The organism is Castellaniella sp., assembly GCF_049651205.1.
Taxonomy (GTDB): domain Bacteria; phylum Pseudomonadota; class Gammaproteobacteria; order Burkholderiales; family Burkholderiaceae_B; genus Castellaniella.
The window spans coordinates 434,233-456,673 of the sequence record NZ_JBASBR010000004.1 but is presented as its reverse complement, the minus strand read 5'-3'; the positions used below and the strand labels follow the sequence as shown (position 1 = coordinate 456,673).

Genomic DNA, 22,441 nt, shown 5'->3' with positions numbered 1-22,441 from the left:
AAAACAGATAGACGGTCGTAGAAAGTTGGATTGAATGTTTCGTAATATATGATATCCGAAACATTCGTTGAATATGGCTTATCTTGTTGTGTAATGGTTGTCGGCCCCAATGTCCGATCATGACTCGACTTTCCTTCGTCAATCCCAGCATACGCCGAAAAATGCAGGGTACACCTGGGGAGTTTCCCTGTCTGATAATACCCACCCCGGTGTTGCAGGCTGCGGTCTGCCGGATGTATCGGCTGCTTGTTAGTTGCTTTGCCGGATGGCCGGCATTACATGGAGGTTCTCATGGCCCGATTGCCATATGCAGATTTAAGCCAAAAAGATGCCGCCGCTCTGGCGCAACGCATCACTGCCGAGCGCGGCAGTGTGCTTCATTTATATCAGATGCTCTTGCACAGCCCACCCGTGGCGCAGGGCTGGCTCGGCTATCTCACTGCGATCCGGCAGCAGTCAGGGTTGGATGGCGCCTTGAGAGAGTTGGTGATCATGCGCATCGCCTATCTCAACCGCGCGCCTTACGAGGCTGATCAGCATGCACCCATTGCGCTGTCCGAGGGGCTTAGCCAGGATCAACTCAAGGGTGTGGCATTATCTCCGGTGCCCTCGGGCGTGTTTGATGCACGCCAGCAGGTGGTGCTGGCCTATGTGGATGCGATGACCTTGTCTGTGCAGGTTTCAGACAGCGTGTTTCAGGAAGTCCGCCAGTGGTTTTCCGATACCGAGATTGTTGAGCTCACCGCCACGATTGCAGCGTACAACATGGTGTCGCGTTTTCTCGAAGCATTACAGGTGCATTCGGAAGACGCCCGTTAAGTCTGGCTGGCAGGGTTTTGCCACAGGACATCAGGCGTCTGGGCTGTGCGGTTCAGCTGGCGGGCGAGCACAAAACAAAGGTCTGACAAGCGGTTCAGGTAATGACGTACAGGCGTATTGACGGTGTCGTGATGCGACAGGGCTACCACGGATCGTTCTGCGCGTCGTGCCACTGTGCGACACATATGGGCGTGTGCGGCGGCTAGGCAGCCCCCGGGCAGGATGAACTCCCGCAATGGTTCAAGGCTTGCGTTGTAGTGTGTCAGTGCTTTGTCCAGCCGCTCAACGTGCGTAGCCTGCAGCGATGTCCAGCCCGGGATGCTCAGTTCTGCACCCAAATCAAAGAGATCATTCTGGATCTGCGCCAGAAGCGAATCGATATCGGCAGGCAAGCCCTGAGTGCGCCAGAGGCCGATGGCGCTGTTCAGCTCATCGACATCCCCCAGTGCAACAATGCGCGGCGCGTCCTTGGATACCCGGCTTTTGTCACCCAGGCCGGTGGTGCCATCATCCCCGGTGCGGGTGGCCACAATCGAAACGCGAACAGACATACCAATCTCCTGGTTTTTGCCAGGGTACGCGCCCGCGTGCCCTCTGGCTGAAAGTGTCTTAGGGCTGCGTGGCGAGACGCTGCAGGGCATCCCCCGTGACGCGCACCATACGCCAGTCGTCAAGAATCTCGGCACCATGGTGCTTGTAAAAATCGATGGCGTTCTGGTTCCAGTCGAGCACTACCCACTCAAAACGGCCACAACCCAGCTCAAGGGCTTTGGCTGCCAGGTGTTTCAGTACCCAGCCCCCCAGACCGCGACCACGGTGGGCGGGCGAAATATATACGTCTTCGAGGTACAGCCCGCGCCGATCGAGAAAGCTGGAATAGTTGTGAAACCACATGATGTACGAAATCGCGGTCTTGGGGGCGGCTTCGGTGGTGATCACAAGGCAGTGGGCAGCGGGCTCGGGGCCAAAAAAACTGGCCTGCAAGGTGGCTGGTGTAGCTTTGAAAATATCCGTCAGTTTTTCAAACTGGGCCATCTCGAGCATCAGCCCGTAAATGGCGGGAATATCGGATGCGGTGGCAGGCCGCAGGATGTAGCCGGAAATGGAGGTGGGCAAAATAAACTCTGTTTGGCGTTATGCTAGATTCAAACCCCAAGGAGTTTAGCTTATGTCTTTTTTGCGTTTCATTGTGGTGAGTCTAATGGCTGCTGCACGCCGCTGGCCGGTCGGGCTGCCCCAAAAAGGCGGTGCTGCCTTGCTGGTTTCGATATTGGCCGTCGGGGTGCCGGTGGCAGTGGTTCAGGCCCAGTCTGTACAGGCCCAGGCCAGTGGCACCGTGGTGCGCGTAACACCTGATAAGGGCAAGATCGCAATTCGTCACTCTGCCATCAGCAAACTCGATCTGCCCGCCATGACGCTTGTGTACCACCTTGACCCGGCCTTGTTGGCGGGTGTTCAGAACGGTGACAAAGTGGATTTCACCGCCGAACGCCGCAACGGCCAATATTGGGTGGTCAAACTCGAGAAGCAATAAAAATCTCCCCGCGCAGTATTGCAAAACGGGGGCTGGGCCAGGCTGCTGCATGTTTACTGTATGCAGCAGGCAAGGTCAGCGTGCGACGCGGCTGGCGCGCCGGCAGCACGATTATTACAGTACGTAGCGTGCAAGATCCTGGCTGCTGGCTGCCTCAGCCAACTTATCATTGACGTAAGCCGTATCAATCACCACAGATTCGGCACCCGGATTGGATGCTTCAAACGAGAGGTCTTCGAGCAGTTTTTCCATGATGGTGTACAGGCGGCGCGCACCGATGTTTTCGGTGCGTTCATTGACTTCAAAAGCCAGTTCTGCCAACCGTCGGATACCCTCTTCTGTGAACTCGAGCGTGACGTCTTCGGTGGCCATCAGAGCGCCGTATTGCTTGGTCAGAGAGGCGTCTGTTGTGCTCAGGATGCGTACGAAATCCTCCGCCGACAAGGAGTCGAGCTCGACCCGGATGGGAAACCGGCCCTGAAGCTCCGGGATCAGATCGGATGGTCGCGACAGATGAAATGCCCCTGAGGCAATAAACAAGATGTGATCTGTATGCACCGTGCCGTATTTGGTGCTTACAGTGGTGCCTTCCACCAGCGGCAAAAGGTCGCGCTGAACCCCCTGGCGGGAGACATCGCTGCCACTGGCTTCCTGGCGGGTGGCGATCTTGTCGATTTCGTCGAGAAACACAATGCCGTGCTGCTCAACCAGTGTGACTGCCTGGGTGCGCAGGTCTTCTTCGTTGATGCGCCGACTGGCTTCTTCTTCTGTCAGCAGGCGAAACGCCTCTTTGACTGACAGCTTGCGTGATTTGGTTTTGCCCTGGGACAGACCGGCGAACATGCCACGCAGCTGCTCGGTCATTTCTTCCATGCCCGGTGGCGCCATGATCTCCATGTGGGCAGGGGTCTGTGCCACTTCGATATCGATCATGGTGTCGTCCAGCGTGCCCTCGCGCAAGCGCTTGCGAAACACCTGGCGAGTGTTGTTGTCTTCGCGCTCGGGTTGACCCTGGGCGTTGCGCGGTGGTGGCAGCAAGGCGTCGAGGATGCGGTCTTCAGCGGCGTCCTCGGCTTGCGTGCGAACCCGGCGCATCTCGGTTTCTCGGGTTTGCTTGACTGCCACATCCACCAGGTCGCGGATGATGGTGTCGACATCGCGCCCCACATAACCCACTTCGGTAAATTTGGTGGCTTCAATCTTGATAAACGGTGCGTTGGCCAGGCGTGCCAGACGCCGGGCGATTTCTGTCTTGCCCACACCGGTGGGCCCAATCATCAGGATGTTCTTGGGTACGATCTCGTTGCGTAGCGGCTCGGCTACCTGCTGGCGCCGCCAACGGTTGCGCAAGGCCACTGCCACAGAGCGCTTGGCCTTGTCCTGGCCGACGATGTGCTTGTCCAGTTCCGAGACAATTTCTTTTGGGGTCATGGGTGTGGAGGACATGGCAGGCCTATAGCGTTTCGACAATGTGATTTTGGTTGGTGTAGATGCAGAGGTCGCCGGCGATTTCGAGCGATTTTTTGACCACTTCGGCGGGAGACAGATCCGTGGCATCCAGCAGGGCTCTGGCTGCTGATTGCGCGTAGGCCCCGCCCGAGCCGATGGCTGCGATGCCGTGCTCGGGTTCGAGTACATCGCCGTTGCCCGTCAGGATCAGGGTGTGGTCTTGGTCGGCCACGATCAGCATGGCTTCCAGGCGCCGCAGGACGCGATCAGTGCGCCAGTCGCGGGTGAGTTCGACGGCCGCACGCATCAGGTGGCCCTGATGCTTCTCCAGCTTGGCCTCAAAGCGCTCTTGCAGTGTGAAGGCATCCGCAGTAGCCCCGGCGAAGCCGGCCAGTACCTTGTCGTGATACAGGCGGCGGATTTTGCGGGCTGTGCCCTTGATGACGATGTTGCCCAGTGTGACTTGGCCATCGCCGCCCAGAGCGACATCGCTGCCGCGTCGGACACAAACGATGGTAGTGGCGTGAAATTGTTCCATGGTGATCTCTTGGTCCAGAACCAGAGAGATGGGGACACCAGGGGGAAATTTCAAGGGTGAGGGTGGCAAGGCAAGTGCCTGGCACAGGGCCACGGGGTGGCAAGAGGTGCTGGCAGCCAGGCAGCGCCCGGGTGGGCTGTGAGGCTGCCTGTTTGCCGTCTGGCTTAGTCGCCGTAAAGCTTTTGGCGCATCTCGCGCCGTTCTTGGGCCTCGAGTGACAAGGTGGCGGTGGGCCGAGCCAGGAGGCGCGGCACGCCGATGGGTTCGCCGGTTTCCTCGCACCAGCCGTATTCGCCGGCATCGATGCGCGCGATGGCCTGCTGCACTTTTTTCAGCAGCTTGCGTTCGCGGTCTCGTGTGCGCAGCTCGAGGGCGTGTTCTTCCTCGATGGTGGCGCGATCAGCGGGATCGGGCACGTATTGGGTTTCGCGCAGGTTTTCGGTGGTAGCCCCTGCGTTGGTGAGGATTTCGTGCTCGAGCTGGTGCAGCCGATCGCGAAAGAACGCCAGTTGAGCGCTGTTCATGTAGTCCTTGTCGGACATTGCCAAGAGTTCTTTTTCGGTGAGGGCTTTGGCTGCCGATTTGGTGCCTGATTTGCTAGCCATATTGTGTCCTTCCTTATTATTTGCCTGGAACTGTCGTCCGCATCCCATTGATGATGCGGGGCAGCGTGGGGTGGGCGGTCAGGCCAGGCATTGCTCTAGCCCCTGAGTAAAGATGTCTTGAGGCAGTTTACGGCCGATGAATACCAGTCGGGTATTCGGTTTTTCACTGGCTTTCCAGGGGGTACCGGGTTCGGCCCCCATCATCATGTGGACGCCCTGGAACACCATGCGGCGTTTGATGCCCTTGATGTACAGGATGCCTTTGTAGCGAAGCAGATCCGGGCCGTACACCTGAACGATGCCGCCAAGAAAGTCTTCAAGGCGTTCGGGATCAAAGGGCCGGTTGGCGCGGAACACAAAGGCGCCGATGTCGTCGCTGTGATGGGCGTGATGGTGGTCGTGATGATCGTGGGTGCACCCGGTGCCACAGACATGGCCGTCCTCGTCGTGCTCGTGATCATGGCCGTGGTGATCGTGATCGTGGGCGTCTTCTTCGGCCAGGAACTCGGGATCGATATCGAGGATGGCGTCGAGATTGAAGCCACTGACATCCAGGAGTGTGGTGAGATCGGTTTCGCCAAAGTGCACAGGTGCAATCGATGCCCGGGGGTTGATGCGCAACAGGCGCGCACGCAGGGCTTCGTAATCGGCGTCGTTGACCAGATCCTTTTTGGAAATCAGGATGCGATCGGCAAAACCGACTTGCCGCTGGGCTTCTTCCTGGCGATCCAGGGTAGCCATCCCGTGTTTGGCATCAACCACAGTGATGACGGCGTCCAGACGGTAGGCTTCGGCGATGTCGTCATCCATGAAAAACGTCTGGCACACAGGGCCTGGATTGGCCATGCCGGTGGTTTCAATGATGACGCGATCAAACTGGATGGCCCCGGCCTTGCGGCGAGAGGAGAGGTCGTTGAGCGTGCGGATGAGATCACCGCGAACGGTACAGCACACGCAGCCGTTGCTGAGTTCGACGATCTGTTCGTCGCGATCCTGCACCAGCACATCGTTGTCGATGTTTTCTTCGCCAAACTCGTTTTCGATCACGGCGATTCGCTGGCCGTGGAATTCGGTAAGAATACGCCGCAACAGCGTGGTTTTTCCTGAACCAAGAAAGCCGGTCAGGATGGTAACCGGGATCATGGTGTCGATGGATCGGGCAGTATCAGCAGTGTTCATGGTTAGACCTTTGATTGATGCATGTGCCAGGACAAGCAAACCGACCTGAATCAGGTTTTTACGTTTGTGATGCTTGTCAAGTGCGTGATGCAATCAGCATGCGATTACATCATAGGCAGGGGTTTAGGGCAAACCTGCCTCGGTGGAGGGCGAAGGGTCGGCCAGGCACCGGGCGCAGATTGCACGCAGTTCGGTCTCGTGGCCGTCCAGCGCAAAGTCTGTTTGTGCCACGCAGTCGGCCAACCGCTGGCTGAGATCCGGGTCGCTTAGTTCGGCCACCGTGCCGCAGCGGATACAGACGATGAGCAAGTCGTGGCGCGTGCCGCCGGCATCGGTGCAGGCCGTCCAGGCGTTGATGGCGTCCAGGCGATGGATCAGACCTTGTTCGGTGAGGAAATCCAGTGCCCGGTACACCGTGGGAGGGGCCACGCCGGGGGTGCTGGTGCGCAAGGCATCGAGAAGCTCGTAGGCTTTCAGGCTGCCATGGTGGCGCAACAGGGTTTCCAATACGCGCTTGCGCAACGGCGTCAGCCGCGAGCCGCGCTGCGAACAGAGATGCTCGGCCGTCAGCAGTTGATGCTGAATTTTTGCCGAAGAATGAGAATGTGCCTGGGTACCCATAATAGTTATGTTATAACATAACAAGTCATCCTGATCACCAGCCGTCTCCGGCCACGTCTACTGCTTTCACTTGCCATGCACTTATTGTTCACTCGTCGCCACCCGCGCACTTATCGGGGGTCTGCCTTGCTGTTATCGGCGGGATGTCGCATGCGGCGCGTGACCTGGGCGTTGCTGCTGCTTTGGGCGCTCACCTTCTGGGCATTGTGATGCAAACTCCCCAGCCGGCCAAGGCCGCTGCCCAGCAAGCTGCGCCTGCCATCGAGCTGCAGCAAGTGTGGCTGGGCTGGCGCGATCACATTGCCGTGCGCGATGTCAGCGGTCAGTTTGCCCGCGGCTCTTTCACTGCGGTGGTGGGCCCCAACGGGGCAGGCAAATCTACACTGGTCAAAACCTTGGCCGGGCAACTCAGCCCGCTGCGGGGGCATATTCAAACTGCACCAGATCTCTCGGGCAATCTGGGCTGCCTGCCTCAGGCGGCCGAGCTCGACACCAGTGTGCCTGTCAGCACCTTCGATCTGGTGGCCTTGGGCGCCTGGCATCGTTCCGGGGGGTGGCGCGGTCTGAGTTCATCTGACCTGAACGCCGTGGAGGCGGCCCTGCATACCGTGGGTTTGGCGGGGTTTGGTCATCAGCCGGTTGAGACGCTGTCGGGCGGGCAGCGGCAGCGGGCGCTGTTTGCGCGCCTGATGATGCGTGATGCGCAGGTGATTTTGCTGGATGAGCCCTTCGCGGCGGTCGACCGTGCCACCACCGAAGATCTGCTGGCTTTATTGCAGCTGTGGCATGCGGAGGGCCGCACGATCATTGTTGTTCTGCATGATCTCGAAATGGTGCGCAGCCACTTCCCAGATACCTTGCTGCTGGGTGGGCAGGTGGTGGGGTGGGGAGCCACGGATCAGGTGCTGAATGCGGCCAATCTGCATCTGGCCCGCCATCTGTGCGCGGGGAGCATGCCATGATGACCTTATGGCATGTGCTGGTACAGCCATTTATTGATTTTGGCTTTTTGCGCCGGGCGCTGGCGGGTTCCTGGGCCTTGGCGTTCGCGGCCGGCCCTCTAGGGGTTTTTTTGGTGCTGCGCCGTCTCAGCTTGATGGGCGATGCCATGGCCCACGCGATCTTGCCGGGTGTGGCTGTGGGGTTTCTTACCGCTGGGCTGTCCATGACGGCCATGATGGTGGGGGGGCTGATCACCGGGCTGGTGGTGGCGCTGCTGGCAGGGCTGGTGTCTCGCCTGACCCCCTTGCGTGAGGACGCCAGTTTTGCAGCGTTCTATCTGGTGTCCCTGGGGCTTGGAGTTTTGCTGGTCTCGCTCAAGGGCACCAGCCAGGATCTCATGCATGTGCTGTTTGGCACTGTGTTGGGGCTCAGTCAGGCCGCCCTGATTCTTGTCACAGTTGTCAGCAGCATCACGTTGCTGGCGCTGGCAGCCATGTTTCGTGTGCTGGTTACCGAATGCCTGGATCCCTCGTTCTTGCGTGCTGAAGGACACATCGGCGCTTGGGCGCATATGGGGTTTTTGTTGCTGTTGGTGCTTAACCTGGTGGCGGGCTTTCAGGTGCTGGGCACCCTGATGGTGGTGGGCATCATGATGCTGCCGGCCACAGCTGCACGCTTTTGGGTGCGCTCTATCAGTGGCCAGATGATTTTGGCCGCTATGCTGGGGGCCCTGGCTTCTTATGCCGGTTTGTTGTTGTCTTATTACACTGATGTTGCGGCCTCGCCGGCCATTATCCTGGCGGCTGGAGCCGCCTATTTTGTATCCGTGGCATTGGGCCCCCATGGGGGGCTGGTGCAAACACTTCGGCAGGCGCGCGCCCGGCGCGCCCGTTTATTGCAATCACTCAATCAGGTCCATGAAGACACTCATCCCAACAATCCGCTTGTCTAAGCGAGTGTCGCCGCCGGCGGTTTTCTTTACTGCCATCCGCCATGCTGGGCGTTGCCTGGTGTTATGCCTGCTGATGGTCCCTGCGCTTGTCATGGCGCAGACGGTCTCGGCGGAGGCTTCCGGCGGGACGGCGAAACCCCTGCGGGTGGTGGCATCGTTCTCTATTCTGGGCGATATGGTGCAGGTGGTGGGTGGCCCTGATATCCGGCTGGATGTGCTGGTGGGCCCTATGCAGGATGGTCACGGCTTTGAGCCCAGCCCGCGGGATGCACGGGTTCTGGGGGCTGCCCAGGTGTTGGTCATCAATGGGCTGGGTTTTGAAACTTGGCTGCCACGGCTGCAAGAGGCCTCGGGTTTCGCCGGGCTTGAAGTAGTGGCGTCGCAAGGTGTGCATGCACGTATGCTGAACGATGGCCAGGAGCCGGATCCGCATGCCTGGCAGGATTTGCGCAACGGGGTGCAGTATGTGCGCAACATTGCCGCCGGCCTTGCAAAGGCAGATCCTGCCCATGCGTCGGCATATGCGGCGCGGGCGCAAGCGTACGTACAGCAGCTGCAGCAGGAAGATGCCCAGTGGCGCAGCGCCTTGTCTGCAATCCCGCCATCCCAACGGGTGCTGGCCACTTCGCATGATGCCTTTGGGTATCTTGGTGCTGCCTATGACATCCGCATTTTGTCGCTGGTGGGGATCTCAAGCCAGGCAGAACCTTCCGCCAAAGACATGGCTGCCCTGTTGCAGGAGATTCGCACCGGACATGTGCGTGCCCTGTTTCTTGAGCAAGGCAGCATGTCTGCCGCCTTGAAGCAGATTGCCTCCGAAGCAGGGGTGTCGATAGGGGGCACCTTGTATGCCGATACGTTGAGCGCCAAAGGTGGCCAAGCCCCAAGCTATCTCGCCATGTTCCGCTGGAACACACAACAATTGCTGACGGCGTTTTCAGAGCCCGCAAAGTAGTTCAGGGTTTGGTTTTTGGTTTGCGCCGGGCCCTGGGGTGGGCCTGGTCGTAGCTGCTGGCCAGGTGCTGGAAGTCCAGCCGTGTATAGATTTGTGTGGTGGAAATATTGGCGTGGCCCAGCAGTTCTTGCACGGCTCGCAAGTCTTGTGCCGATTGCAGCAGATGGCTGGCAAAGCTGTGCCTGAGGCTGTGCGGATGAACATGCAGGGGCAAACCTACGCGCTGGGCCAGGGTTTGGAGCTGCAACTCGACCACCCGCGGGCTGATGCGCTTGCCACGAACCCCCAAAAACAAAGCAGCCCGCGTGTCGGCGTCCGGGCTGGCCGGCAGCCAGGATGTCCGCACCTGCAGCCAGGCCTGCACGGCATCTATGGCGTGGCGGCCCAGGGGTACGATGCGTGTCTTGTTGCCCTTGCCGCGCACAATCGCCTCGTGTTCGTCCAGCTGGATCCAGCTGTGGGATTCATATCCGGCTTCGCGCAAGGGCTGGCAATCCAGACCCACTAGTTCTGACAGGCGCAGCCCGGCGGAGTACAGCACTTCAAACATGGCCATATCGCGGTGTTCAACCGGTGTGGTGGCGGGTGGCAGGTGACTGCGATCCAGCAATGCCTGTGCCTGATCAACAGACAAGGCCTTGGGCAGGCTGTGAGGGATACGCGGTGCACGCACGCCGGTGACTGGATTGCGGGCCAGGCCGGCCATCGGGGCGCGCCAGGCAAAATACGAGCGCCAGGCCGACAAGGTGCGGGCCAGGCTGCGCGGTTGTTGGCCTTGAGCATGCAATCGGCCCAGGGCCTGGCGAATCTGGTGCTCTTGTAGTGTGTCCAGGGCTTGGCCCGGGAAAATCGCGATCAAGGCATGGAGATCGCGTCGATAGGCGGCGATGGTGTGAGGCGAGTATCGCTGCCCGCCGGCCAGTTCCTGCAGCCATTGCTCGACAGTGGGCGCATCGACATCCGACATCCCGGGGCTCAGGCGACGTCTGGCGCCACCACCGCCAAACGGCCAAGTGCAGCGCCTGCCAGCAAGGCGATCAGTTGCAGGAAGTCGGTGCTCATGTCAGTCGTGAAGCGCTGCGGATCGGCCGAGCCCATGACCAGCAGCCCAACTGGCTGCTCTTGGTTGAGCGCACGCAGTGGCAGTATGGCCAGTGATGCCGGCTCTGTGGCCAGCCAGCCGGCTGCGGCCTGATCTTTGAGCGGGCCGCAGTAGGGCTGTTGCAGCGCCGCGGCCTGCTGGCGGATCTCATCGTTGACATCCTGCGCCAGACCCGTGTCCGTCAAAGCGGGAAGATTCCATACGCGCAGGGCAATTGCGTCGAGATCGAATTGGTCAGTGAGGCTGCGGACGATGTGGGCGGGGATTTGCTGCGCGTCTGGTTCGGCCAGCATGCGGGCGCACCATTGCATGAGCGCCTGGTGGATGCGCTCGTTGCCGCCTGCGTGATGCAGCAACTGCATGAGCCGTTGTTCTTGCTCTTTTACGCGGCCTCGCAGGGTAAGAATCTGGCGCTCGCCCAGCGAAATGGCCCGGGCCTGATGTGGATGTGGCACCGTCAGAGAAGCAAAAACATCGGCATGGTCTTCAAAGAACGCCGGGTTCTGACTGAGATAGTCGGCTACTTCCTGAGCGGTTAAGGCGTCTTGATTCATGTCTGTGTTCCGTTGAAAGTGGCCAGAAGCTGGTCGATGTCGACTTGGCCGTGAAAGACTGTGACTGCCGCGCCGCGCATGTGCAGCGTCTGGCCGTCCCATTCGATGTGCAGTGTTCCGCCACGGGTGTCCACCTGCACAGGGCTATCCAGCAGGCCGCGGCGTATGCCGGCCACTGCCGCGGCACAGGCCCCTGTGCCACAGGCCAGGGTTTCACCGGCACCGCGTTCGTAGACACGCAGGCGTATCTGGTGACGATTGAGGATTTGCATGAAACCGGCATTTACCCGTCGGGCAAAGCGGGGATGGCTTTCGATGGCCGGGCCAATACGGCCAACCGGATAGGTCGCTACATCCTCCACCAGAACCACAGCGTGGGGGTTGGAGATGGCCACCAGCGAGCACCAGACGGGGTCGATGCCCGCACCTGGTTCCAGTTGGTACAGGGTGTCTCCGCCGGCTGCTTGGCTGGGCAGGCCGCTGGCATCAAAGGGCAGATCGGACGGTGCAAAACGGGTGTGTCCCATTTCGACGGACACCTGGCCGTCCTCGGCCTCGTGCAGCACGATCAGGCCTGTGGCGATTTCGGCCTTGAGCGGGTTGCGGCGCGACAGGCCCTGCTGATGCACGAAGCGCACAAAACAGCGGGCGCCGTTGCCGCAGTGTTCAACTTCGCTGCCGTCGGCATTAAAAATCCGGTAGCGAAAATCGGCTTCTGGATCGAGCGGGTTTTCGACCAGCAGGATCTGATCTGCGCCGATGCCAAAATGACGATCGGCCAGCGCCCGGGCTTGTTGGGGGGTGAGATGTATGGCTTGCCGCACGCCGTCGAGTACGACGAAGTCGTTGCCGGCGCCCTGCATTTTGGTGAAGTTCCAGATCATGGTCAGATTATGCGACAAATAGGTGTGGAAATATTTGGGTATCGAAATAATCGCTGGTGGCGGGCTTGTCGCAAGGTGGCTTAGTAAAATCCTGCCTCGCCTTCGGGCCGGGTTTTAAAGCGTCGATGCACCCAGTAATATTGGGCCGGGTCTTTCAGGATTTGTGCTTCGATCAGGCGGTTTAAACGCGCAGTGGCCTCTTCCGGGCTATCGTTGCCTGGAAAGTCCTGTAACGGCGGCTGAACCCATGCCTGGTAGCGGCCCGTCTCGAGATCCAGATGGCTGATGACAGGGATGACGGCAGCATCCCAGTTGAGGGCAATCTGGCTGGCCGATAGCAAAGTGGCGGTGGGAATGCCAAAAAAAGGCACAAATGCCGCACCCTGTCGGCCGAAGTCCATGTCGGGCAGGTAGTACACCGGGACACCTTTGCGCAGCAGGCGAATCAGCCCGCGCACGCCTTCGTGGCGGCCCACCAAATACACCTGGCTGAAACGCGTGCGTCCCTGGCGCACGATTTCATCGACGTCGGCATCACTTTGCCGGGTGTACATCGAGGCAGCCTCTTTGAGAAACAGCTGCAATCGGGTGGCGGTGGCATCCAGAGCCACAAAGTGTGGTGCAAACATCAACACCGGGCGGCCTTGATCCAGCAGCGCTTGCAGGTGATGTTCGCCCCGCAGCTCGATGGTATCCAGGATGCGTTGCTCGCTACCAAACCAGCATAGGCCGCGATCAATAAACGATTGCGCCAGCAAATGGAAATGCCGCTTCTCGATGCGGGTGCGCTCGGCAGGTGTGAGATGAGGAAAACAGCGCGCCAGATTTACCCGCACGATATGCGCGCGGGACCTCAGCAAGCGGGGCACGAGCCAGCCCAGTACGCGGCCCCAACGCAGGCGGGTACGATCCGGGCAGCGGCCAAAGTATCCCAGAACCGCCCGCAACAGAGGTTTCTTATCCATGGGCTTCGTCCGGATAGGGCGGGGCGTCATCCGGACGTTTATAGCGGTTGTAGCTCCAGAGATATTGCTCGGGAAACCGCCGGATGAGTGTCTCCATCGACTGGTTGATCAGCAAGGTGAGTGCCTCTGGCGTGTCGGGCAGGGGCTCGGGCAGACGCAGATAGTGGATGCGCCAGCCCTTGCCGTGGGGCAGGCGCTGGCCTGCCGTCAGGATAACCGCCACCTTGGTTTGCAGTGCCAGCCGGGCGGCCAAGGTCATCGTCAGGGCGTAGTCGCCAAAAAACGGCAGCCACACGCCATCGCCTTCGCGTGGCACCTGATCGGGCAGCATGCCCACCGACTCGCCGCGCCGCAGTGCGCGCACAAACTCCCGTATCCCCTGGCGGCTGGCGGGCACGGCCCGCAGATTGTGCATGTCTCGAGCCGATTCGACGATGGGATCCAGGAGTTGGCTGCGCGAAGGGCGAAACATCACAGTCAGCGGGCCGTACGTGGCGCCGTAGCGGGCCGTCATCTCGAAGCAACCCAGGTGCGGGGTCAGATGCAGCACGCCGCGACCTGCAGCCATCGCCTCCCGGATGATATGTGCGTCATCGCAGTGGGTGATGGCCATGCATTGTTGGGTACGCCACCAGATTTTCGGCATTTCGAAGATCATCGCACCGGATTGCGCGGCCGCTTGCCGAAAAAACGCCGGTGAGTGGTACCCGGCCCGCCGTGCATTAGCCTGCAGCCGACGTCGGTAGCGCCCGGGAAACGCGTAGACAATGACACCCACCACACGCCCGATGGCCTGCAGCCAGGAGAGCGGCAAAATAGCAAGAGAACGAACCAGAAACAGCAACATATGGATGTGAAATATCCCTGTCGGGCAGGGTGCTTTGTGCGAATGAAAGCTATTTTCGCTTAAAATCAATCTGATCGCTGAGTTAACCGACAACTTGCGGAGCGATCCCCACGCCGTTTGCGGTGTGGTTTTACCCGCTAAAGCGTCGCGCCCCGATATCAGAGGTGCAACGCGTTCCGTTCAACCTTGCACCGGTCGGTCCGGTGTTCATACAGGACGTATCGCTGTGGCAAACAACGATTTTCTCTTTACTTCCGAGTCCGTCTCCGAAGGTCATCCCGACAAAGTCGCCGATCAAATCTCCGACGCCATCCTCGACGCATTGCTCGAGCAAGATCCAAACTCCCGCGTCGCTGCAGAAACCCTTTGCAATACCGGCTTGGTGGTATTGGCCGGCGAAATCACTTCGCGCGCCAATATCGATTACATCCAGGTGGCACGCGATACCATCCGGCGCATCGGCTACGACAACACCGAGTACGGTATCGACTACAAAGGTTGCGCTGTGCTGGTGGCCTACGACAAGCAGTCGCCCGATATCGCCCAGGGGGTTGATCGCTCCCCCGAAGAAATCCTCAACCAGGGTGCCGGCGACCAAGGCCTGATGTTTGGCTATGCCTGCGACGAAACCCCCGACCTCATGCCGGCTCCCATCTGGTATGCGCACCGCATCGTGCAGCGCCAGGCCGAGTTGCGCAAAGACGGCCGCCTGCCCTGGCTGCGCCCCGATGCCAAATCCCAGGTCACTTTCCGCTATCTGGATGGCAAGCCGGCCGAGGTCGATACCGTGGTGCTGTCTACGCAGCATCATCCCGACATTTCCCAGGCAGACATCCGCGATGCCGCCATCGAACACATCATCCGTCCGGTGTTTGCAGACGGCCTGCTCACGGACAAAACCAAATTCCTGATCAATCCTACGGGCAAATTCGTGATTGGCGGCCCGCAAGGCGATTGCGGCCTCACCGGCCGCAAGATCATCGTTGATACTTACGGTGGTGCTTGCCCGCACGGCGGTGGTGCGTTCTCCGGCAAAGATCCCTCCAAGGTCGACCGCTCGGCCGCCTATGCCGCGCGCTATGTGGCCAAAAACATCGTGGCTGCGGGCCTGGCGCGTCAGTGCCAGGTGCAGGTCAGCTACGCCATCGGTGTGGCCGAACCCATCAATATCACTGTGTACACCGAAGGCACGGGCGTCATCCCCGACGACCAGATCGCCCGTCTGGTGCGCGAGCACTTCGATCTGCGCCCCAAGGGCATCATCAATATGCTCGATCTGCTGCGTCCCATCTACGCAAAATCAGCCGCCTATGGCCACTTTGGCCGCAGCGAGCCCGAGTTCAGCTGGGAGGCTACCGACAAGGTGCAAACGCTTAAGGCCGCTGCCTAAGTTGGGTTTTGCCGTACAACGGGTGGAGGCTTTTTGCCTCCACCCTTTTCAGTAATATTGGGTTTTCAATGCGTTATCTTCTTGCGATCATTCTGCCGCCAGTGGCCGTTCTGCTTTGCGGCAAGCCGGTGCAATTTCTCCTGAACATTCTTCTGACGTGTCTGTTTTGGATTCCCGGCGTGATTCATGCCATTTTGGTTGTCAACAGCCATTTGGCAGACCAGCGTACCGCGCGCCTGGAAAAAGCGATCCGCGAAAGCAAGGCAGGCAGCTAAGCCAATATGGCCTGAAGTTTTTCCAGGCTGTATCGGCAAGGTTATCCTGTCGGTATAATCACCACTTTCTCCTGAGGGGCGCTGCACCGGCCCGCCAGCCGACAGGCTGATATCGCGGGCCGCCAGGCTCAGGAACCTTCATTACAAACGGCGTCCATCGTTGCCCTGCGCGGGCAAGGGTGGGCGGTTCTGCCTCTCGGTTTGCGCAGGCTTAGGACAACCATGAGCACTGCACAAGACTACGTTATTGCCGACATCGCACTGGCCGATTGGGGCCGCCGCGAACTTTCCATTGCCGAAACCGAAATGCCGGGCCTGATGGCCACGCGCGAGGAATTCGCCGCATCTCAGCCGCTTAAGGGTGCGCGCATTGCAGGCAGCCTGCACATGACGATCCAGACGGCTGTCCTGATCGAAACCCTGAAGGCACTGGGGGCGGAAGTCCGCTGGGCGTCGTGCAATATTTTTTCTACCCAGGATCACGCGGCCGCTGCCATCGCCGCCGGCGGTACGCCCGTGTTTGCCGTCAAGGGAGAATCCCTCGAAGACTACTGGCAATACACGCACCGTATTTTTGATTGGCCCGGCGAGCAAGCCAACATGATTTTGGATGACGGCGGCGACGCCACGTTGCTGCTGCACCTGGGGGCACGGGCCGAGTCTGACGCCTCAGTAATTGCCAGCCCCGAGAACGAAGAAGAACGTGTGCTGTTTGCGGCCATCAAGGCCCGCCTGGCACAAGACGCCACCTGGTATTCCACCCGTCTGGCGCAGATTCAGGGCGTTACCGAAGAAACCACCACCGGCGTGCACCGTCTCTATCAGATGTCGCAACGTGGCGAGCTCAAGATCCCCGCCATCAACGTCAATGATTCCGTCACCAAGTCCAAGTTCGACAATCTATACGGTTGCCGCGAATCCCTGGTGGATGGCATCAAGCGCGCCACCGATGTGATGGTCGCAGGCAAGGTTGCCATCGTGTGTGGTTTTGGCGATGTGGGCAAGGGCTGCGCCCAGGCACTGGCTGCCTTGCGAGCCCAGGTATGGGTTACCGAGGTAGACCCTATCTGCGCGCTGCAGGCCTCCATGGAAGGCTATCGTGTGGTGGATCTCAACCATCCGGATGTGGTCGAGCAAGCGGATATTTTTGTAACCGCCACCGGCAACTATCACGTTATCGACCGCGAGCACCTGTATCGCATGAAAGACCAGGCCATTGTGTGCAATATTGGTCACTTCGACAGCGAAATCAATGTGGCGTCGGTAGAAGACCTGCCCTGGGAAGAGATCAAGCCCCAGGTGGACCACATCATTTTCCCGGACGGCAAGCGGGTTATCCTGCTGGCCAAGGGGCGTCTGGTCAACCTGGGCTGCGCCACGGGGCATCCTTCGTTTGTGATGTCAGCCTCGTTTACCAACCAGACCATTGCCCAGATCGAGCTCTTCACCCGTGGCGATCACTACGCCACTGGTCAAGTGTATGTGCTGCCCAAGCATCTTGATGAAAAGGTGGCCCGTCTGCACCTCAAGAAACTCGGTGTGCATCTCAGCACCCTGTCGCAAAAACAGGCCGACTACATCAGCGTGCCTGTCCAGGGTCCCTTCAAGCCGGATCATTACCGCTACTAACCCTTTGTTTGTCCAAGGAGATCTCTTATGTTTATGCTCTTGCTCGTCTGGATCTTGAATGCCGTGGCGTTGCTGGTCGTGGCGTATTTGCTGCCGGGGATCTCCGTGGCATCCTTTGGGTCGGCCCTGATTGCTGCACTGGTGCTGGGCTTGCTCAATACCTTGGTCAAGCCCTTGCTGGTGCTGCTGACCTTGCCTCTTACGGTGGTCACGCTGGGCCTGTTTCTGCTGGTGCTCAATGCACTGGTTTTCTGGTGGGCCGGTTCCATCCTCAAGGGGTTTCAGGTAGACGGCTTTTGGTGGGCCGTGATCGGCGCCATTGTGTATAGCCTGGTCTCGGGCCTGTTGGCAGGTTTGCTGCTGCACTAAGCATTTTCAAAAATTTATGCCACTTCTCTCCAATCCGCAGGCGGCGCAGGTCAGCCTCGAATACTTCCCCCCGCGGGATATTGCCGCCCAAGAGCGTCTGGTGCGCTCGGCCAAGCGGCTGGCAGCGCTTAACCCGTCGTACGTCAGTGTCACTTTCGGGGCGGGAGGGTCTACCCGCACGGGCACGGTGGATACCGTACAGATGCTCAGCAACCTGGGCTGTGATGTTGCGCCGCACCTGTCGTGCATCGGCGCCTCACGCGATGATCTGCATGCCATCCTCAATGACTATCGCTCCCGCGGGATTCGTCGTCTAGTGGCCCTGCGCGGTGATCTCCCCTCTGGCATGGGTGGAGACACCGGTGATCTGCACTATGCCAGCGAGCTGGTGCAGTTTGTGCGCCAGCACCATGGTGATGCGTTTCACATCGAGGTCGCAGCATATCCCGAGATGCACCCGCAGGCAGAAAGCGCCACACGTGACCTCCAGCATTTTGTAGACAAAGTGCAGGCGGGCGCCGATAGCGCCATTACCCAGTATTTTTTCAATCCTGACGCGTATTTCGCTTTTGTTGATCAGGCCCGGGCCAAAGGGGTGTCGATCCCCATCACCCCCGGCATCATGCCGATCACCAACTACACGCAGCTGGCACGGTTTTCATCCATGTGCGGTGCAGAAATCCCGCGATGGATCCGTTTGCGCCTGCAGGACTTTGGCGATGACAAGGCCTCAATCCGGGCCTTTGGCATCGACGTTATCACTGATTTGTGCGCTCGTTTGCTGCAAAACGGTGCACCTGGTCTGCACTTTTATACGCTGAACCATGCCGATGCCGTGGTGCAGATCTGCGATAACCTCGGGGTGCCGGCCTGATGGTTAGAGGTTGGGTGCCGCTAGCGCCCAACCCTTGTCGGTCAGGATGCCGTCCAGGTGCTCGTCATGCGCCGCCGGCTGGTAGGTTTCGGCGCTAAGATCACCGCACGCCCAGGCGACGCCCAGGGCTGCACGGGGGCGATGGCCGGCTGCACCAAGCGCGGCCAGGGTGCGGTCGTAGTAGCCGCCACCGTAGCCAAGGCGGTCACCCTGCCGTGTGAACCCCAGTGTGGGTACCAGCATCACATCCGGTGGGGGGGCCTCAGGGCCCTGAGGCTCGAGGATGCCGTAGGCGCCCGCTTGCATCGGGGTGTCGGGCGTCCAGAGGCGAAACGCCAGCGCTTGCCCCGGGGCAGTCACCACAGGCAGAGAAAGTGTCAGGGAGTCGTCCTGTGCCCATTGCCGCAGCAGGGGCTGCAAGGCGGGCTCGTCGGCCATCGACCAAAACGCGGCAATATGGCGTACGTCCGGCATGCCGGCATTTTTTAAGGACGTGCGCTGGCTGGCCAGCCAGGTAAACAGGCGGCCGCGGATCAGCAGGGCACCGCGGTCTTTGTCGGCTGCCGGCTGTGCGCTGCGTTTCTGTTTGAGTCGCGCCCGGAGGGCGACTGCGTTATCCTGTGCGTTCTGATTCATAAGCAGTATGTTGTGCGGGGTGGGCTAGATGAGCTTGGACATTCTAAGGGATACGCAAGCCAGGCGGCAGGATGTTGGTTTCAGTACCAGTGTACGGCCCGGTGTATCTGCGTCGGGGCGCAGGATGATGGGGTGGGGGTTGGCCGCCGTGTTTGGCCTTAGCGGTTGTGCGGCGGCTCGTGCCCCGGTGCAGCAGCAGGTTGATCAAACACCGCAGGTGGCTGCCTTAAATCCGCAACCGGCACAAACCGTGCACAACGCAGCCAAGATTGCTCCCCCGGCCGTCTCGCCGTGGGTGGCACCAGTGGTGCCGGCAACTGCGCGTCAGGCCGTCGAAGACGCCTACGATGCGGTAAAAAAACGCCGCTGGTCTGATCTCGATCGCCTGGCACCATTGGCCCAGGCAGATCCTGTCCTGGGCCAGTATCCGCGTTATTGGGCACTTCAGCACCGCTTGCAGGATCGCACCCTGCCAGTACCCAACGATGCCGTGCGGCAGTTTTTGCACGATAACCCTGATGCCTATCTCAACGAGCGCATCCGCTCCAACTGGATCCTGGCTTCTGTGCGGGCTGAAGACTACACCGGTGCCCTGCGCATCCAGCCGCCCCCCGATCCCTGGTCTTCCGTGCAATGTGCGTTGCTGATGGCACAGCACATGACCGGCAAGCCGGCCCATGCCGCGGCGGTGCTCGATACCTTCAAGCCCAATTCAGATTGCTGGTCCATGCTGGATCAGGTGGCTGCGGATCACGTGCTCAGCCGCAAAGAGCTTAACGGGATGTTGCGAGACACCCTCGAAATCGGCCGTGCCTCTGATATCACCCGATTGGCCTCTGTGGTGTTTGATGATGCGGCGATGGTTCAGTTTGCGGTGCTCATGAAAGATCCGCAAAAATGGCTGTCCGGGCGTCAGAAGCCAAAGCCCGGCGCGGAAACCGAGCTTTTCACCATTGCCCTGTCGCGCCTGGCGCGAAGCGACGACCGCATTCAAGCGGCACAGCGCATCCAGGATCAATGGGCCCATGCGGTGCCCAAGGCTGATATGCAATGGGTGTGGGGCCAGTTTGGGCTGGTGGCCGCGCTTAATGTCGAGCCAGACGCCGCCCGCTGGTACCGGAAGTCGGGCTTTGTACCCATGACGGATTACAACCATGCCTGGCAGGTACGTGCCGAGCTGCGCGCTTCACCCATTCAATGGGATCGCGTGGCGGCCGCCATTCGCAAGATGGGTAGCGCCCAGGCAGCCGAGCCTGTGTGGCGCTACTGGTATGGCCGCGCCCTCGCGGCCCAGGGCAACCGTCAGGCAGCCCAGCAATATTTTCAGTCCATCACGGACGATCTTGGCTTTTATGGTCAACTGGCCAACGAAGAGCTTGGCCATACCCCCCAGTTGCCACCGCAGCCTGCACCGCTGGACAGCGGCTGGGTGGCCCAGGCGCAGGCCAACCCGGGTTTACAGCGGGCCGTGGCCCTGTTTGATCTCGGCTGGCGCCGGGAGGCTGTTCCCGAATGGAACTTCGCGCTGAGGGGGATGAGTGATCCTCAGTTGCGCGGTGCGGCAGAATTTGCCCGCTCAGAACAAATCTACGACCGCGTGGTCAACACCTCGCTGCAAACCCGGCAGGTGCACGATTTCAGTCAGCGCTTTATCGCCCCCTTCGAGGGCCGTGTTGCCGAAAAAGCCCGCGAGATCAATCTCGACCCCGCCTGGGTGTATGGGCTGATCCGGCAAGAGTCCCGCTTTATCACGGATGCCCGATCGCACGTGGGTGCATCGGGCCTGATGCAATTGATGCCGGCCACGGCACGGTATGTGGCACGCAAAATCGGCCTCAAGGATTTCAGCCTCAGCCAGGTCAATGATTTTGACACCAACACGGTATTGGGCACCCGCTACATGGATATGGTGTTGCAGCGCCTGGGGGGCTCCGAGCTTCTGGCCACTGCTGGGTATAACGCTGGTCCGGGGCGCCCCAAACGCTGGAAATCCCAGCTGCAAGCGCCGGTCGAAGGCGCCATCTTTGCTGAAACCATCCCGTTTACCGAAACCCGCCTGTACGTCAAAAACGTGATGTCCAATTCGGTTTGGTATGCCATGCTGTTTTCCGGCAAACCAGCTTCTCTCAAGGCCCGCCTGGGGACAGTCAGCCCGCTGGACGGCACTCAAACCGCTCGGCCGTGATGCAACCCAGGCCCATCGGCCCATCCACTGCCTCTGATCCCGTCGTCGACGGGCTTGAGGTGTACATCGTTGGTGGCGCCGTGCGAGACGACCTGCTGGGTTTGCCTGCGGGCGACCGTGATTGGGTGGTGGTGGGTGCCAGCCCCGAAGCCCTCGCGGCGCGCGGGTTTACTCCGGTGGGTGGCGATTTCCCCGTGTTTTTGCATCCACGTACCCACGAAGAATACGCATTGGCCAGAACCGAGCGCAAATCCGGGCGTGGTTATCATGGTTTTGTGTTTCACGCCGGCCTGGATGTCACGCTTGAAGAAGACCTTCAGCGTCGGGATCTTACCGTCAATGCAATTGCCCGGGCGCCCGACGGCCGCTTGATCGATCCCTTGAACGGCGCCGATGACATTGCCCATCGGGTGTTGCGCCATGTCGGCCCCGCCTTCGTCGAAGACCCAGTGCGGCTCTTGCGGCTGGCACGTTTTTCAGCCCGTTTTCATGATTTTTCCATTGCCCCCGAAACCCTGGCGCTCTGTGATCAGCTGGTGCAGGCGGGTGAGGTGGATGCGCTGGTGCCTGAACGCGTCTGGCAGGAGTTTGCCAAGGGGCTGGTTACACAACACCCACAACGGATGTTTGCGGTACTGGAACGGTGCGGGGCATTGCCACGGGTGGCGCCCGGCTTGGTCTGGAGCCCTCTGGTGGCGGATGCTCTGGCCCGCGCCGCAGCGTGCAGCCTGGATCTGGCCCAGCGCTATGCGGTCTTGTGCTGCCGCTCTGGTTCAGACCTGCACGCCCAACTGCGAGTGCCTACTGCCTGTCGAGACCTTGCGCGCCTGCTGCCAGGCTTGCTGGCAGGTTTGCAGCCCCTTCTGGGGACGGATCCCGATCCGGCCGCCTGCCTGGATGTGCTGGAGGCCTGCGATGCCCTAAGGCGCCCTGAGCGCTGCCTGCAACTGCTGGAAATTGCAGCCTGCCTCGATCCCGCCGTTGACGCGGCTGCCTGGCAGCAGCGCTTGCAGGCTGTGCGCCAGATTGATGCCGGGGCGGTTGCCCGTGCTGCCGGCGGTGATCCCGTCCGGATCCGGACGGATCTACGTGCTGCCCGTATCCAGGCCCTGGCAAAGCGTCCTTTGGCGCCCTGAT

At 60.2% G+C, this 22,441-nt stretch carries 25 protein-coding genes and 1 riboswitch; of the genes, 12 read left to right on the top strand and 13 right to left on the bottom strand.

The features are described 5' to 3' along the window. Window positions 1–291: 291 nt before the first annotated feature. The gene (locus tag WA928_RS03245) at window positions 292–819 is read left to right on the top strand and encodes a carboxymuconolactone decarboxylase family protein (RefSeq protein WP_424299437.1); all 528 of its coding nucleotides are present in this window, start codon (window positions 292–294) and stop codon (window positions 817–819) included. Here the strand turns inward: WA928_RS03245 and WA928_RS03240 are convergent. Both WA928_RS03240 and WA928_RS03235 read right to left on the bottom strand, forming a co-directional pair. Next, window positions 816–1,370, bottom strand: a complete 555-nt coding sequence (locus tag WA928_RS03240) for a cob(I)yrinic acid a,c-diamide adenosyltransferase (protein ID WP_424299434.1) — start codon at window positions 1,368–1,370, stop codon at window positions 816–818. The genes WA928_RS03245 and WA928_RS03240 overlap by 4 nt on opposite strands. Before the next feature lie 58 nt (window positions 1,371–1,428). Next, complete coding sequence (locus tag WA928_RS03235) at window positions 1,429–1,935, bottom strand: N-acetyltransferase family protein (protein WP_424299431.1); 507 nt, start codon at window positions 1,933–1,935, stop codon at window positions 1,429–1,431. A gap of 52 nt (window positions 1,936–1,987) precedes the next feature. On the opposite strand from WA928_RS03235, the gene WA928_RS03230 reads away from it, so the two are divergent. Continuing rightward, on the top strand, window positions 1,988–2,353 hold the full coding sequence (locus tag WA928_RS03230; protein WP_424299428.1) for a copper-binding protein: 366 nt from the start codon (window positions 1,988–1,990) through the stop codon (window positions 2,351–2,353). 114 nt (window positions 2,354–2,467) lie between these two features. Here WA928_RS03230 and hslU read toward each other — a convergent pair whose 3' ends face one another. The 5 genes from hslU to WA928_RS03205 all read right to left on the bottom strand — a co-directional run bounded on the left by hslU (window position 2,468) and on the right by WA928_RS03205 (window position 6,745). Next, complete coding sequence (gene hslU / locus WA928_RS03225) at window positions 2,468–3,799, bottom strand: ATP-dependent protease ATPase subunit HslU (protein WP_424299425.1); 1,332 nt, start codon at window positions 3,797–3,799, stop codon at window positions 2,468–2,470. Window positions 3,800–3,806: 7 nt separating this feature from the next. After that, entirely contained in the window at window positions 3,807–4,340 is a 534-nt protein-coding gene (gene hslV, locus WA928_RS03220; RefSeq protein WP_424299422.1) for an ATP-dependent protease subunit HslV, read from the bottom strand. Window positions 4,341–4,504: 164 nt separating this feature from the next. Continuing rightward, window positions 4,505–4,945, bottom strand: coding sequence for an RNA polymerase-binding protein DksA (dksA, locus tag WA928_RS03215; protein ID WP_350380025.1), 441 nt, complete (start codon window positions 4,943–4,945; stop codon window positions 4,505–4,507). Window positions 4,946–5,023: 78 nt separating this feature from the next. Continuing rightward, complete coding sequence (locus tag WA928_RS03210; protein ID WP_424299419.1) at window positions 5,024–6,124, bottom strand: CobW family GTP-binding protein; 1,101 nt, start codon at window positions 6,122–6,124, stop codon at window positions 5,024–5,026. A 123-nt stretch (window positions 6,125–6,247) separates the two neighbouring features. Then, a complete protein-coding gene (locus WA928_RS03205; RefSeq protein WP_424299416.1) occupies window positions 6,248–6,745 on the bottom strand; it encodes a Fur family transcriptional regulator in 498 nt (165 codons plus the stop codon). 209 nt (window positions 6,746–6,954) lie between these two features. Between WA928_RS03205 and WA928_RS03200 the strand changes: the two genes are divergently transcribed. The 3 genes from WA928_RS03200 (at window position 6,955) to WA928_RS03190 (ending at window position 9,594) form a co-directional block, all read left to right on the top strand. Next, a complete protein-coding gene (locus tag WA928_RS03200) occupies window positions 6,955–7,707 on the top strand; it encodes a metal ABC transporter ATP-binding protein (protein WP_424299413.1) in 753 nt (250 codons plus the stop codon). After that, window positions 7,707–8,639, top strand: coding sequence for a metal ABC transporter permease (locus tag WA928_RS03195; protein WP_424299624.1), 933 nt, complete (start codon window positions 7,707–7,709; stop codon window positions 8,637–8,639). Before WA928_RS03200 ends, WA928_RS03195 begins: the two co-directional genes overlap by 1 nt. Window positions 8,640–8,730: 91 nt before the next feature. Next, the gene (locus WA928_RS03190) at window positions 8,731–9,594 is read left to right on the top strand and encodes a metal ABC transporter solute-binding protein, Zn/Mn family (RefSeq protein WP_424299410.1); all 864 of its coding nucleotides are present in this window, start codon (window positions 8,731–8,733) and stop codon (window positions 9,592–9,594) included. Window position 9,595: 1 nt separating this feature from the next. Here the strand turns inward: WA928_RS03190 and xerC are convergent, their stop codons facing one another. The 5 genes from xerC to WA928_RS03165 form a co-directional block, all read right to left on the bottom strand. Further along, entirely contained in the window at window positions 9,596–10,561 is a 966-nt protein-coding gene (gene xerC, locus WA928_RS03185) for a tyrosine recombinase XerC (protein ID WP_424299407.1), read from the bottom strand. 8 nt (window positions 10,562–10,569) lie between these two features. Beyond that, on the bottom strand, window positions 10,570–11,250 hold the full coding sequence (locus tag WA928_RS03180) for a DUF484 family protein (protein ID WP_424299404.1): 681 nt from the start codon (window positions 11,248–11,250) through the stop codon (window positions 10,570–10,572). Beyond that, complete coding sequence (dapF, locus tag WA928_RS03175) at window positions 11,247–12,134, bottom strand: diaminopimelate epimerase (protein WP_424299401.1); 888 nt, start codon at window positions 12,132–12,134, stop codon at window positions 11,247–11,249. Before dapF ends, WA928_RS03180 begins: the two co-directional genes overlap by 4 nt. Before the next feature lie 80 nt (window positions 12,135–12,214). Then, window positions 12,215–13,099 carry a lysophospholipid acyltransferase family protein gene (locus WA928_RS03170; protein WP_350380008.1) on the bottom strand — a complete coding sequence of 295 codons (885 nt, stop codon included), beginning with the start codon at window positions 13,097–13,099 and terminating at the stop codon, window positions 12,215–12,217. Continuing rightward, window positions 13,092–13,946 (bottom strand): lysophospholipid acyltransferase family protein, encoded by an 855-nt coding sequence (locus tag WA928_RS03165; RefSeq protein ID WP_424299397.1) that lies wholly within the window; start codon window positions 13,944–13,946, stop codon window positions 13,092–13,094. Before WA928_RS03165 ends, WA928_RS03170 begins: the two co-directional genes overlap by 8 nt. Before the next feature lie 226 nt (window positions 13,947–14,172). On the opposite strand from WA928_RS03165, the gene metK reads away from it, so the two are divergent. From metK to metF, 5 genes are all read left to right on the top strand, one after another. Further along, window positions 14,173–15,336, top strand: a complete 1,164-nt coding sequence (gene metK, locus WA928_RS03160; RefSeq protein ID WP_350380003.1) for a methionine adenosyltransferase — start codon at window positions 14,173–14,175, stop codon at window positions 15,334–15,336. Between the two features lie 68 nt (window positions 15,337–15,404). Then, window positions 15,405–15,611, top strand: a complete 207-nt coding sequence (locus WA928_RS03155) for a YqaE/Pmp3 family membrane protein (protein ID WP_424299394.1) — start codon at window positions 15,405–15,407, stop codon at window positions 15,609–15,611. Between the two features lie 67 nt (window positions 15,612–15,678). Beyond that, window positions 15,679–15,774: riboswitch (S-adenosyl-L-homocysteine riboswitch) on the top strand. 59 nt (window positions 15,775–15,833) lie between these two features. Beyond that, window positions 15,834–17,240: an adenosylhomocysteinase gene (ahcY, locus tag WA928_RS03150; protein WP_424299391.1), complete on the top strand. Its 1,407-nt coding sequence runs from the start codon at window positions 15,834–15,836 to the stop codon at window positions 17,238–17,240. Window positions 17,241–17,267: 27 nt separating this feature from the next. After that, window positions 17,268–17,609: a phage holin family protein gene (locus WA928_RS03145; RefSeq protein ID WP_350379996.1), complete on the top strand. Its 342-nt coding sequence runs from the start codon at window positions 17,268–17,270 to the stop codon at window positions 17,607–17,609. A 16-nt stretch (window positions 17,610–17,625) separates the two neighbouring features. Next, entirely contained in the window at window positions 17,626–18,483 is an 858-nt protein-coding gene (gene metF / locus WA928_RS03140; protein ID WP_424299387.1) for a methylenetetrahydrofolate reductase [NAD(P)H], read from the top strand. A gap of 3 nt (window positions 18,484–18,486) precedes the next feature. Here the strand turns inward: metF and WA928_RS03135 are convergent, their stop codons facing one another. After that, window positions 18,487–19,119, bottom strand: coding sequence for a 5-formyltetrahydrofolate cyclo-ligase (locus WA928_RS03135; RefSeq protein ID WP_424299384.1), 633 nt, complete (start codon window positions 19,117–19,119; stop codon window positions 18,487–18,489). A gap of 28 nt (window positions 19,120–19,147) precedes the next feature. Between WA928_RS03135 and WA928_RS03130 the strand changes: the two genes are divergently transcribed. After that, window positions 19,148–21,304 carry a transglycosylase SLT domain-containing protein gene (locus tag WA928_RS03130; RefSeq protein WP_424299381.1) on the top strand — a complete coding sequence of 719 codons (2,157 nt, stop codon included), beginning with the start codon at window positions 19,148–19,150 and terminating at the stop codon, window positions 21,302–21,304. Then, the gene (locus WA928_RS03125) at window positions 21,304–22,440 is read left to right on the top strand and encodes a hypothetical protein (protein WP_424299621.1); all 1,137 of its coding nucleotides are present in this window, start codon (window positions 21,304–21,306) and stop codon (window positions 22,438–22,440) included. Before WA928_RS03130 ends, WA928_RS03125 begins: the two co-directional genes overlap by 1 nt. Window position 22,441 lies beyond the last annotated feature (1 nt).